The 12,683-nt window shown below is 63.4% G+C and carries 10 protein-coding genes; 1 reads left to right on the forward strand and 9 read right to left on the reverse strand.

What is annotated here, in order from left to right:
• Nucleotide 1 precedes the first annotated feature (1 nt).
• From ftsW to mraZ, 9 genes are all read right to left on the reverse strand, one after another.
• Nucleotides 2–1,618 carry a putative lipid II flippase FtsW gene (gene ftsW / locus CXR25_RS11245; protein ID WP_096158823.1) on the reverse strand — a complete coding sequence of 539 codons (1,617 nt, stop codon included), beginning with the start codon at nucleotides 1,616–1,618 and terminating at the stop codon, nucleotides 2–4.
• A gap of 1 nt (nucleotide 1,619) precedes the next feature.
• A complete protein-coding gene (gene murD / locus CXR25_RS11250) occupies nucleotides 1,620–3,155 on the reverse strand; it encodes a UDP-N-acetylmuramoyl-L-alanine--D-glutamate ligase (protein ID WP_009883144.1) in 1,536 nt (511 codons plus the stop codon).
• On the reverse strand, nucleotides 3,148–4,236 hold the full coding sequence (mraY, locus tag CXR25_RS11255; protein WP_096147018.1) for a phospho-N-acetylmuramoyl-pentapeptide-transferase: 1,089 nt from the start codon (nucleotides 4,234–4,236) through the stop codon (nucleotides 3,148–3,150). Before mraY ends, murD begins: the two co-directional genes overlap by 8 nt.
• Entirely contained in the window at nucleotides 4,233–5,699 is a 1,467-nt protein-coding gene (locus CXR25_RS11260) for a UDP-N-acetylmuramoyl-tripeptide--D-alanyl-D-alanine ligase (protein WP_096147017.1), read from the reverse strand. Before CXR25_RS11260 ends, mraY begins: the two co-directional genes overlap by 4 nt.
• A 1-nt stretch (nucleotide 5,700) precedes the next feature.
• Nucleotides 5,701–7,263 (reverse strand): UDP-N-acetylmuramoyl-L-alanyl-D-glutamate--2,6-diaminopimelate ligase, encoded by a 1,563-nt coding sequence (locus CXR25_RS11265; RefSeq protein WP_009883141.1) that lies wholly within the window; start codon nucleotides 7,261–7,263, stop codon nucleotides 5,701–5,703.
• The gene (locus tag CXR25_RS11270) at nucleotides 7,263–9,044 is read right to left on the reverse strand and encodes a peptidoglycan D,D-transpeptidase FtsI family protein (RefSeq protein WP_009883137.1); all 1,782 of its coding nucleotides are present in this window, start codon (nucleotides 9,042–9,044) and stop codon (nucleotides 7,263–7,265) included. The genes CXR25_RS11265 and CXR25_RS11270 overlap by 1 nt, the downstream gene beginning before the upstream one ends.
• Nucleotides 9,045–9,093: 49 nt before the next feature.
• A complete protein-coding gene (ftsL, locus tag CXR25_RS11275) occupies nucleotides 9,094–9,660 on the reverse strand; it encodes a cell division protein FtsL (protein WP_009883135.1) in 567 nt (188 codons plus the stop codon).
• Nucleotides 9,657–10,619 (reverse strand): 16S rRNA (cytosine(1402)-N(4))-methyltransferase RsmH, encoded by a 963-nt coding sequence (gene rsmH / locus CXR25_RS11280; RefSeq protein ID WP_009883134.1) that lies wholly within the window; start codon nucleotides 10,617–10,619, stop codon nucleotides 9,657–9,659. The genes ftsL and rsmH overlap by 4 nt, the downstream gene beginning before the upstream one ends.
• 168 nt (nucleotides 10,620–10,787) lie before the next feature.
• Nucleotides 10,788–11,219: a division/cell wall cluster transcriptional repressor MraZ gene (gene mraZ / locus CXR25_RS11285; RefSeq protein WP_009883133.1), complete on the reverse strand. Its 432-nt coding sequence runs from the start codon at nucleotides 11,217–11,219 to the stop codon at nucleotides 10,788–10,790.
• Nucleotides 11,220–11,690: 471 nt separating this feature from the next.
• Here mraZ and CXR25_RS11290 point away from each other — a divergent pair, with 471 nt between their 5' ends.
• Nucleotides 11,691–12,680 (forward strand): AAA family ATPase, encoded by a 990-nt coding sequence (locus tag CXR25_RS11290; protein ID WP_164513961.1) that lies wholly within the window; start codon nucleotides 11,691–11,693, stop codon nucleotides 12,678–12,680.
• Nucleotides 12,681–12,683: the final 3 nt, after the last annotated feature.

The following is a 12,683-nucleotide window of genomic DNA, read 5'->3' on the forward strand; positions in this document are numbered from 1 at the left end:
CTCACTTCTTTCTCTTTCTGGCAAGTACGGCGAACGACGATCTCACTCGATCTTTGTGCACCTTGATCGCGGCGGGTGCACCGTCCTCTGTTCTGGCGAAGGACAGTATCACCCCGACGGCGAGCAGAGACGCGACGATGGAGGATCCGCCATAGGACACGAAGGGCAGGGGCAGGCCGATGACCGGCAGAAGTCCGGTCACGACAGCGATGTTGATTGCGGCCTGGCCGATCAGCCAGGCGAAGAGTCCGGCCGTGGTGATCTGGATGAATCTGGACTTCGAGCGCAGGATGACCCGAATCATTCCGCAGGCCAGGGCCACGAACATCAGGATCACGGCCAGTGAGCCGAGGAGTCCGAGTTCTTCGCCGATGATGGCGAAGATGAAGTCGTTGTGAGCCTCGGGCAGCCAGGACCATTTCTCTCGGCTGGCACCGAGCCCCACTCCCAGCCAACCACCGGAGGCCAATGAGAACAGTCCGTGGTTGGACTGCCAGGCCTGGCCGGTGATGTCGGAGGCGCTCTGGTCTGCGTGGCCGGTGAGTGCCGCGGTGATGCGATTGAGCCGGTTCTCCGAACTGAAGACGAAGAACGCGGCGACAGCGGCCAAGCCGCCGAAGAGCAGAAGGAAGTACTTCCATGGGAAGAAGCCGATGAACAGACACACGAGTGCCATGGCCATGAGCACCAAGGCCGTGCCGAGGTCGTTGCCGCCGACGACGAGGCCGACAGCGAGGATGATGCCCGGGACGACGGGGATCATGGCGTGGCCGAAGGTCGTCATCTTTCCATATTTGCTGGCCAGCACGGCTCCCAGCCACACGGCCAGGGCAATCTTGAGGAATTCGGAGGGCTGCAGCTGGAAGCCGCCGAACTGGATCCAGTTGGCGTTGCCCTTCGTTGACTTGCCGAGTCCGGGGATGAAGACGGACGCCTGCATGCCCACGCCGAGCAGCAGCGCCCACCATGACACTTTCCGCCACACGTGGACCGGGAAAAACGAGGCCGCGACCATGAGGATGATGCCCAACGCGACGAACCCCGCCTGCTTGTTGAAGTAGGCGAAGGACGATCCCTCTCCCCCGTCGTAGGAGGTGATGGAGGACGCCGAGAGGACCATGACGAGTCCGAGCGACGTCAGCGCGAGGACCGAGACGAGAATCAGATAGTAGGTCGTGAGCGGGTAGGCAGAGACTCGCCCGAACTCACGGCGCACAGTCGACAGCATGGTCCGTACGGCACCGGTCCCGGGTCGATTCTCTGTATCGGTCGCCTGAGGGCTGTGAGCGCTCGTCGCCTGTTTCCGGGTGCGTGAGGCGCTGGCCCCGGCGGGCTTCTTCGGCGAGTGTTTCTTCGGTGCCTGTTTCTTCGCTGACTGCTTCGTCGCGGCCGACTTCGTGGCCACAGACTTCTTCGCTGTCGACTTCTGCTGCGACTGAGTCGCCTGCTGTGACAGCGGCTTGGGCTTCGACTGCGACAGCGACTTCTGCTGGGACCGAGGCTTCCGCTGAGGCTGTGACTGCGACTTCTGCTGTGACTGCGACTTCTGCTGTGACTGCGGTTTCACGGCCTGGGGCTTGCGCTTGGCCTGCGGCTTCGCGGTTGTCTGCCGTCCCATCTCAGCTCCCCAGGTGTGCGTGGACAGCCTGAGTGAAGAGTTCACCTCGAGTGTTGTAGTTGAGGAATTGGTCCATGCTTGCTGCTGCAGGAGCCAACAGCACGGTGTCACCGGAGGTGGCGATGCCCGCAGCGGCTTCCACTGCGGCAGCGACCACGGCTTCACCGCGACGTCGAGGCACGCCCGAGTCCACCGCGAGTGCGGGCTCGATCCGGATCACGTCGAGATCGGGAGCGGTCGCCGCGATGGCATCGCGGAAGGCTGAGTCATCGGATCCGATGAGCACAAGCGCGCGCAGCCGGTGTCCGTGGTCGGCGAAGAGAGAGGTGAAGTCCGCCCCTTTGGGCAGTCCTCCGGCGATCCAGACGATCGAGTCGAAGCTGCCGAGCGAGGCATTGGCGGCGTGTGTGTTCGTCGCCTTCGAATCATCGACCCAGGTGATCCCGTTGTTCTCCGCGACGGTGACCATGCGGTGGGCTCCAAGTGAGTGGTTCTTCAGTCCCTCAGAGATGGCCTGACCAGGTACCCCGATGCTCCGTGCCAGGGCAGCGGCAGCGAGTGCGTTCGCAACCTGGTGGTCTGCTGGAGCACGGCCGGGAACTCCGGTCGCCGCGGCCACATCGTCCAAGGATGCGAGTTCGGCGGCCGAGGAGTAGCGCTGTGGGATGAAGGCACGATCGACGAGGATGTCCTCGACGACGCCCAGCTCTCCCGGACGCGGAATTCCTGTGGTGAAGCCGATGGCCTTAGCCCCGTCGACGACGTCGGCCTCTTCGACCATGTGCAGGGTCACCTCGTCGGCGACGTTGTAGATGCACGCGGTCTTCGCCTGATGGTAGATCTTGGCCTTCGCGGCCTCGTAGGCGTCGGCGCTGCCGTGCCAGTCCAGATGATCGGGGGCGATATTGAGCACGGCGGCGGCATCGGCGCTCAGCGAATACTGCCAGTGGAGCTGGAAGCTCGAGAGTTCGATGGCCAGGACCTCAAGGCCAGGTTCGAGGACGGCCTCGAGCAGCGGTGCTCCGATGTTTCCGCACGCCTTGGCCTTCATGCCATTGGCCACGAGCATCGATTCGAGCATCGTCGTGGTCGTGGTCTTGCCGTTGGTGCCGGTGATGGCCAACCAGGTGGCGTCGTTGGTGCCGCGGATGCGCCATGCCAACTCGACTTCGCCGATCACGGGCACCCCCGCCTCGGCGGCGGCCAGAAGCAGCGGGTGGTCGGGCCGCCAGCCCGGGGAGGTCACAACCAGATCGAGGGCTTCCTCGGGCAGCGAGGTGACGTGCTGCTCTCCGCGTCGGATGTCGACGTCGAAGACCTCGAGGATCTGGATCTTCTCGCTGACATCGGCATGCTCATCACCGTCGACGACGATGACGTCTGCGCCACGTTCGCCGAGGTGGACCGCCGCAGGGAATCCCGTCACACCGAGACCGGTGACGAGGATCCGCAGGCCGTCCAATGACGAGCTCGGCCCCTCGAGTGCGGCCGGGATCGCGTCGGCGTTCGGATAGTCCGTGCGGGGATTCTCAGCCAACGCGAGACACCCATTCGGCGTAGAAGAGGCAGATTCCGGCGATGACGAAGAGCGCTGCGATGATCCAGAACCGGACCACGATGGTGACTTCGGCCCATCCCTTGAGTTCGAAGTGATGTTGGAGCGGTGCCATTCGGAACACGCGTTTCCCGGTGGTCTTGAACGACACGACCTGGATGATCACGGAGAGGGTGATGATGACGAAGAGACCGCCGAGGACAACGAGCAGAAGTTCGGTCCGCGACATGATCGCGAGACCGGCGATTGCGCCGCCGATGGCCAGAGAACCGGTGTCGCCCATGAAGATCTTCGCCGGGGAGGTGTTGAACCACAGGAAGCCGAAGCAGGCGGCTGCCATAGCGCCGGCGACCATCGCGAGATCACGTGGGTCGCGCATGTAGTAGCAGGCGTTGGTGGCGTCCGTCATCAGGTTGCAGTTCTGTGTCGACTGCCAGGTGCCGATGACGACGTAGGCGGCGAAGACGACCACCGAGGCGCCGGCTGCCAGACCGTCGAGGCCGTCGGTGAGGTTCACTGCGTTGGATACCGCGGTGACGATGAGGTTGGCCCAGATGACGAAGAGGATGAGACCGAGGACCGCGGACCCGAAAGCCAGATCGAGGTTGGTATCGCGGATGAACGACACCTTCGTCGATGCCGGCGTCTCTCCGAACGAGTTCGGGAACTGCAGTGCCAGAACTGCGAAGGAGATTCCGACGAAGGCCTGGCCGAGCAGCTTCGGCACCGGGCGCAGGCCCAGTGAGCGCTGCCTCTTGATCTTGATGAAGTCGTCGAGGAAGCCGACGACGCCGAGTCCGGCGGCAAGCCAGAGGACGAGGAGTCCGGAGGCCGTCGGGACCGACCCTGTGAACAGGTGCCCGAGAAGGTAGGCGAGGATGGCGGCACCGATGATGACGACGCCGCCCATGGTCGGTGTGCCGCGCTTCGTGGCATGCGACGTCGGGCCGTCATCACGGACGAACTGGCCGTAGCCTCGTTTGACGAGAACACGGATGAACAGCGGTGTGCCGACCAGCGCGAAGATCAGTGCCAGACAGGCAGCAAGCAGTACGGCGATCATTGGCCCCCCGATACACCGGCGATTTCATCTCCAAGATAGCGCAGACCGGCATCTCTGGAGGATTTGAACAAGACGATGTCTCCTGGTGCCAGTTCCGCGCTGAGGAGGTCTTTCGCCTCAGCAGCGGTGGGGACCCAGGCAGCTTCGTTGCCCCATGAACCTTCCAGGTTCGCGGCATTGAAGATGGGTTTCGCTCCGTCGCCGACGACGATGGTGCGAGTGATGTTGAGTCGTACGACGAGTTCTCCGATGTCGGAGTGGGCCGAGATCGATTCGTCGCCGAGCTCGAGCATTTCGCCGAGGACTGCGAAGGTCCGCCGTGGTCGGCTCTCCTCGTCGCCGCGGCCCATCGATGCCAGCGTCTTCAACGAGGCTCGCATTGATTCGGGGTTGGCGTTGTAGGCGTCGTTGAGCACGGTCACGCCGGACGGGGAGTCGATGAGCTCCATCCTCCACCGGCTCGCGGCCGAGGAGGTGGAGAGTGTGGTCACGATGGACTTCACGCCCACTCCACAGGCGTGGGCGATGGCGGCCGAGGCAAGTGCGTTGCCGACATGGTGTTCGCCGATCAGGGCCAGGCGCACGTCCTGCGGCTCTTCACCGGGCAGGTTCAGTGAGAAGGTGGCGTGTCCCGAGGCGTCGGTGGTGACACCAGTTCCGCGCACGACCGAGTCCTCGTCCGCAACCCATTCGGGCAGTGACTCACGCTGTGAGAACCACAGGGTGCTGACATCGGGTGAGAGGACCTCACGCATCCCGGCCACTCGTGAGTCATCGGCGTTGAGGATCGCGACGGATCCTGCTGTCAGGGACTCGACGAGCTCGGCCTTGGCCCGCGCGGTGTTCTCGATCGAGCCGAACACGCCGGAGTGGGCTGTGCCGACTGCGAGTTCGACCGCAATATCGGGGCGGACCAGGCTGGTGAGGTAGGCCAGGTTGCCGATGGATCGGGCACCCATCTCGAGGACGAGGAAGCGGGTGGTCTCCCCTGCCCGCAGCGCGGTCAATGGCACGCCGACCTCGTTGTTGTATGAGTTGGGCGGCCATACCGTCTCGTCCTCGCCGGCGAGCAGGTCGGCGGCGAGATCCTTCACCGTCGTCTTGCCGACCGAGCCGGTGATCGCGATGACCGTGATCTCACCGGCCTCACGCAGCGATTCGATATTGCACTTGGCCAACTGGCCCAGCGCCTCCGTGGCATCGGAGACGAGGACGGTGGGCAGCGTCGCATCGTCAAGGGTGGGGACGGATTCGCCGATGATCAGCGCTGCGCCGGCCTCGACGGCTGCCGCTGCGAATTCGATGCCGTCGAAGGATTCACCTCGGCGGGCAACGTAGATATCGCCGGGTCCGACTTCTCTCGAATCGGTTACCACTCCGGCGGACAATTTGGTCTCGGGGTCAACGCCGTACAACTCGCCGGAGACGGCGGTTGCTATTTCGGCTGCACTCAGTCGCTTCATATCAACTGTGAACTTTACCTGTTTGTGCGCCGCCAAGTCGCGTGCACAGCGCTGAGCGTGTCCTCGATCTGTCGTCGAAGTCGGTCACAACGCCGCCAGCGGACTGTCCGGTTTCGTGGCCCTTCCCTGCAATGAGCACGGTTGTGGAGGCCTCAGCGGCGGCAATCGCCTCGTCGATGGCGGACCCCCTCTCGGCAACTTCAATGACTTTCTTCACACGCGCGCGTCCGTTTGAGATCTCTGCATCGATGCCTTCTCTGATGGCGGCTCGAATCAAGTTCGGATCCTCGGTGCGCGGGTTGTCATCGGTGAGGACGATCACGTCTGCCCCGCGAGCGGCGGCCTGACCCATCCCATATCGCTTCCCCCTGTCACGGTCACCACCTGCGCCGAAGACGATGACGAGTTCCTCACTGTCGGCATGAAGCGAGGCCAGGGCCTTCTCGATCGCATCGGGCGTGTGGGAGTAGTCGACGATCGCACGGGGCAGGCGTTCCGGATGCGTCTGCCCTTCTGCACGCGGGCCGCTGACATCGATGATCTCCATCCGGCCTGGGACTGAGGCACTGAAGGTGCGTCCGATCGCGTTGAGATCCGAGACGGCGATTCCGGCTTCCAGCAGCATCGCCGCGGCCAGCGCGGTGTTCGTGACGTTGAAGTCCCCCGGCAGCGGAGAGCGCAGGGCGATGGTCTCGTCGGCGGATCCGCCGAGGTGGAGGATGAAGTCGGATACGCCTGGAGTGTGTTCGATCCGCAGTTCGCTGCGGTCGTCTCGCCCCAGCGTGCGCACCGGCACCTGAGCGGCTTCGACCATCTTCTCGCCCCACCTGTCCTCGACAACGATGACAGCGGCATCGGAGAAGGTTCGAGTGAACAGCTGGGCCTTGACGTCGAAGTACTCGTCCATGGAGTTGTGGAAGTCGAGATGATCCTGGGAGAGGTTCGTGAAACCCGAGACCGCGAAGTGAGCCCCGTCGACCCGGTGCTGGCTCAGCGCATGTGAGGACACCTCCATGGCACAGGTGTCTACGTCAGCGGCGCGCATCTTCGCGAACAGGGCATGCAGCTCGGGAGCTTCAGGGGTCGTACGCACGCTCGGTTCTCTCACGCCGGCGATGAGCGTCGCCACAGTGCCGATGACTCCGGTGCGGTGTCCGAGGGCTTCAAGCATCCCGTCGACGAGGTAGGTCGTCGTCGTCTTCCCATTGGTTCCGGTCACACCGATCAGCTGTGGAGACACCGAGGTGCCGTACACGGCTGCCGAGACGAACCCCAGGACCGACCGGGGGTGTTCCACGATCAGCCCGGTCACCTCGGCGAGGGTCTGCGGGTCAACGGCAGCGGAGATCATGTCCCAACCGGCGGCATCGGTGAGGATCGCGGTGATCCCGCGCTCCATGAGATCCGGTGCGAACTTCGCTCCGTGGACGTTCGCACCCGGCAGCGCTGCGTACAGCTGACCCGGGGAAACGGTGCGCGAATCGTGGGAGACTCCCCCGACCTCGCGTTCAGGATCTCCGTGGACTGTTCCAGGGGCTGCCGGCAGCAGCTGTGAGATACGCATTATTTCCATTCTCGAGCGGGTAGCTGGGGATCCTCGGTCGATGGAGGGATCTTGAGGTGACGCATGGTGAAGCCGGCGACATCAGAGAACACCGGGGCCGCGGCGCTTCCACCGTAATAGCCGTTTCGGGGCCGCTGCAACGTCACCGAGATCGCGATCTGCGGGTCCTCGGCGGGGAGGACACCGACGAACGAGGCTGTGTAGCCGTCGTAGCCGCCGCCTTCGGCTGCCGGAGCCTGCGCGGTTCCTGTCTTTCCCGCCACCCGGTAGCCGGAGACCTGCGCCGACTTGCCGGTGCCCTTGGCGACGACGCCTTCGAGCATGGACAGTGTCTGGTCAGCGGCCTTCTTGCTGATGACCCGCTCGGGTTCACCTGCCGGGTTCGGGATCGTCTTCCCTGAGGGAGAGACCGTTCCATCGACGAGCGTCGAGGGCACGTGCACCCCGCCGTTGGCGATGGTCGCGATGACATCGGTGGTCTGGACAGCGTTCGCGGCCACACCCTGGCCGAACATCACCGTGTATTTGGTGCGACCGTCCCACTCCTTATAGGGGTGGAGGATGCCTGAGGTCTGTGCAGGGAACTTGACGCCTGTCGGCGTACCGAAGCCGAACTTCTTCAGGTAGCCGTAACGCTGCTCTTCTGAGAGCGCGTTTCCTGCCAGAATGGTGCCGGTGTTCGACGATTCGGAGAGGATCCCCGCGAACGTGAGCTTCTCGTCTGGGTGCGGGTGGGAGTCACGGAACTCTTCGTCGTTGGGTGCCTTCCACTTATCGGGCACGGTGAATTCCTGCTCCGGAGTCACCAGTCCCTGGTCGAGCAGTGCGGCGGCCGTGACCATTTTGGCCGTCGAACCGGGCTCGAAGACATCGGTGAAGATGCGAGACCCACGGTCCTCGCCGTCGACCTTGCCCGGTGAGTTCGGATCGACGCTGGGGGCATCCGCGGCAGTCAGGATCTTGCCGGTTTTGATGTCCTTGATCACGATCGACGCGGATTCTGCCTCGTGCTTCTTGCGCTGTTCCTCGATCGCCTGCTGGGCGTAGTACTGCAGGGCCGGGTCGATCGTCGTCTGCAGACCTTTTCCGTCGACGGCGGCACGGGTGTTGTTGTCCCCGAGCGGGATGATCTCACCGCGTGCACCACGCTCGTACTGCTGCTGACCGTCGCGCCCGCTCAGCTGTTCGTTGTAGGCCATCTCAAGCCCAGCCTGAGGCTGGCCGTCGGAGCTGAGGAAGCCCACGAGGTTCCCGGCCACCGCGCCGGACGGATAGGAGCGCACTGCGTACTCCTCCGCGGAGAGGCCGAGGATGTTGAGATCCTTCACCTCGCGCCAGGTCTCGGAGGTCAGTCCCTTCGCAACAGGGTTCCAGCGTTTGTCGCCGACCAGCTTGGGGTACAGCAGACCGGGGTCGGTGTCGAGTGGAGCGGCCAGAGCCTCAGCAGCACCCCAGGCGCCGACCAGCTTTCCGTCCACCTTGTACTGCGCCACGTTCTGCTGGTCCACGACGAGCTGATAGCGGGAGACGCTGTCGGCGAGAACTGTGCCATCGGCGGCCAGGATCTGTCCGCGCGAAGCCGGCAGGGTTTTGGTGACGAGCCGGTTGGAGAGAGCCTTCTCCGCCAGTTTCATCGAATCCATGCCCTGGATCGAGATCAGGCGCCCCGAGGTGACGAGGAGAACCAGGATGGACAGGCTCGCGATCAGCGCCATCCGCAGGCGCAGATTCGGTTTGCCTCGTCCGCCTTTTTTCTTCACCCGAGTTGCTCGTGGGCCCATTGCTCTGTCCTTGGTCCTTGCTGATCGGCGAATGGCTGTCGGACTCGCCTTATTTCGGAGTGTCCTGAGCCGGTGGGGCGATGTCCTTGCTGGGACTGCCGCCGACTACTGGCAGCTTCTCATCCGATCGTAGATTGGGACGGAGGTCTTCGCGGGTATTGGCACGCGGGCCGGGGACAACTGTCGGCTTCTTTTCTCCGCTGACGTCGATCGGAGGGGCGTCGATGATCTTCCCTGTCTTCGCATCGAGGAATTCGGGCGACGAGTCACGAACCAGCCCGAGCTCTTCGGCCGCAATGGAGATGTTCTGCGGTGACTCTCGGTAGGAGTTGTCTTCGACCAGTCGGTCCTTCTGCTCGGCCAGCTGCTCCTTCTCGGAGTTGAGCTGGTCGATCTGATAGGAAGTGTGGGAGATGAAGATGTTGAGCAGCAGCACCGCGACGAGGGTCGCGACGAGGATCGCCACGCACAGCATCGAGAACGGCACTCGGGCCTTCGGCAGCTCGAACTTCAGCAGCTTCAGGCTCGGTGGTGTCAGCCGAGAGCTCGACTCCCCTGCGACGCGGCTGCGCTCGGTGAGGTGCGGTCGGCGGACAGCGGCTTGGGCGTTGTTCACGATTGTGCCTCCCTGATCTTCTGTACTGCACGCAATCGCACGCTCTTGGCGCGAGGGTTTCTGTCTGCTTCGTCGCTGTCGGCAAGTTCCGCACCGCGTATGATCTCCGACAGCCACGGCTGGAGTTCTTCGGGCACGACCGGCATGTCCGGCGGCGCCGAGGTGCTGGTCCCGGCGCGGAAGATCTTCTTCACGATCGTGTCCTCAAGGGACTGATAGGACTCGATCACGGCCACTCCCCCGAGGTGGAGTGCCCGCAGCGCCTCCGGGAGCGCGGTCCTCAGCACTCCGAGTTCGTCGTTGACCTCGATGCGAAGGGCCTGGAATGTGCGCTTGGCCGGGTGGGACTTCTTCTTCGTCTGGGGAAGTACTCGACTGAGCATCGCTGCCAGCTGCTGCGAGGTCTCCCACGGCGTGGTCTCACGGTCGGTGACGATGATGTTCGCAATCCGGCCCGCCATCTTCTCCTCACCGTATTCACGGAGGATGCGGCGAAGTTCGGCTTCGGGATAGGTGGCCAGCACCTCGGCGGCGGTGAGGGACTGGGTGCGGTCCATCCTCATGTCCAAAGGCGCCGGGCGGGAGTATGAGAACCCACGCTCGTCTTCGTCCAACTGCAGGGAGGAGACGCCGAGGTCGAGGAGGACCGCGCTGATGCGGTCGACGCCGAGGTCGTCAAGGATCTCAGGGATCTCGTCGTCGACGGCATGGACGATGTCGGTCCGGTCGACGAAGGGAGCAAGTCGCTTCGTGGCGATGTCGATGGCCTGGGTGTCGCGATCGACTCCGATGAGGTGCACATCGGGGAATGCGGTGAGGACGGCTTCCGAATGCCCGCCCATTCCCAGAGTCCCGTCCACGACGATCGGCGGGTGGCCATTGTCTCTGGCGGCCTGGACCCCGACTCCGATGAGCTCGACCACGCGCTCCAGGAGGACCGGTACGTGCTGGTCGTTCATAGGTGAGTCCTTCGTGGGGGTGGTGGTCGTGGGGGTGAAACGCTGGAGCCAGAACCTTGTCCGCCGCTGCCCTGGCACCGGGGAAGTGTGTCAGGACTGCCGAGCTTCGGAAACGGGGAAGTTCCCCGAAACTCGAACACGGCGGGCAAGGATCAAACCCGAGCAGAATCAGATCACTCCGGGGATCACCTCGTTCTCACGTTCAGCGAATGCCTGCTGAGCGCCGACCAGGTAGTTGTCCCATGTCGGTGAGTCCCAGATCTCGACGCGGTTGCCCATGCCGATCACTGCCACTTCCCGATCAAGTGATGCGTACTGCCGCAATATGTTCGGGACCGTGATGCGTCCCTGTTTGTCCGGCTGATCCGCAAAGGCCGCCGACAGGAACACACGCTGGTAATCGCGAGCTTCCTTATTCGTCTTCGGCGCGTTCTGGATTCGCTCATGCTCGGCTTCGAACTCCGTGGTGGGGAACAGGGTGAGGCAGTTCTCCTGTCCACGGGTCAGTACGAGACCGGGCGAAAGCTCCTCCCGGAACTTTGCGGGCAGGATGAGCCGACCTTTGTCGTCGAGCTTCTGCAAATGAGTGCCCAAGAACATGTCGTCTCACCCCTTTCGAAACCCAATTGGCTCCGATAGCAACCACAGTACTCCACTTCCCTCCACCCAATCTAGTGCTTGACCCCCTAGTGGTCCCATTGACCTATAAAACCCCAGGTCAGATAGGTGGAGGAAAGTGGGGAAAATTTTCGATCGGCGCGTCGGAAGGGGGTCTCGGAGGGGCTATTTCGGGTCTCTTCGGCCTCCAGGTCCCCGCATGCTCGGATCGTGCCAGGCCCTCAGATCCCTGACTTTTCGGGGAAGTTCGCGGTGTCGAGCCATACGGGGAGGAAAGTGGGGAGGGAAATGGGGAGGAAAGTGGGGGTCCCGGTGGAGCGAAGTGGGGAGGGAAGTGGGGAGCGAAGTGGAGGGGGCCGGCGGATGAGTGTGGGAACAGCTGCGCAGGTGCGGAAAATGCGGCCCGAAGACACCTATGTGGATGCTGGGGTCGGGATAGGGGACAATGGGATCATGTCGATCAGCCAAGAAGGTACACAGACCAATTCCGTGATCGGTGCCGAGCACATCGAATGGGTGCAGCAACTCACCTCACGGGCACGCACAGCAATGAACACCGTCCTCGAAGGCAAGGACGAAGCCGTCGGACTGTCGCTGATAGCGCTCCTGGCAGGGGGCCATGTCCTCCTTGAGGACGTGCCCGGAGTCGGGAAGACTCTGCTGGCTCGAGCTATGGGCAAAGTCGTCGATGGTTCTGTGAGGCGCATCCAGTTCACTCCCGACCTGCTCCCGACTGACGTCGTCGGTGTGAACCTGTTCAACCAGGAGACCCGTCACTTCGAATTCCGCCAGGGTCCGGTGTTCGCCAATATCGTCATCGCCGATGAGATCAACCGCGCCTCCCCCAAGACCCAGTCTGCGATGCTGGAGTGCATGGCCGAGGGGCAGACCACCATTGACGGTGAGACCTACCAGATGCCCTCGCCATTCATCGTCGTCGCTACTCAGAACCCGATCGACATGGAAGGCACGTACGCCCTTCCCGAGGCGCAGCGCGACCGCTTCATGACTCGCATCTCCCTTGGCTACCCCAATACTGCTGACGAAATCGACCTGCTCGACAACCAGATCGAGCATGATCCGCTCTCCAGTGCGACTCCGGTCACCAGCCTTGAGCAGATCAACCAGGCCCGAGGAATCGTCCGACATGTCAGTGCAACCCGAGAGCTGCGCGAATACATCGTCTCCATCCTCCATGCCAGCCGAAACGACGAGGCTATCCTCCTCGGCTCCTCCCCCCGCGGCGGTGTCCACCTTCTCCGTGCGGCCAAGGCTCGAGCCGCGCTTTCGGGACGCACCTTCGTGACCCCGGACGACATCCAGGCGTTGGCTCCCTACATCCTGGCTCACCGAATCATCCCGCGCGATGGCGACGACTCCGAGCTGGCAGCCGAGCTGGTCGGCCGGCTCCTGGCGCGAGTGCCCATTTCGACGGTTCAGTGACCA

It is taken from the genome of Brevibacterium aurantiacum (assembly GCF_003932995.1).
GTDB lineage: Bacteria > Actinomycetota > Actinomycetes > Actinomycetales > Brevibacteriaceae > Brevibacterium > Brevibacterium aurantiacum.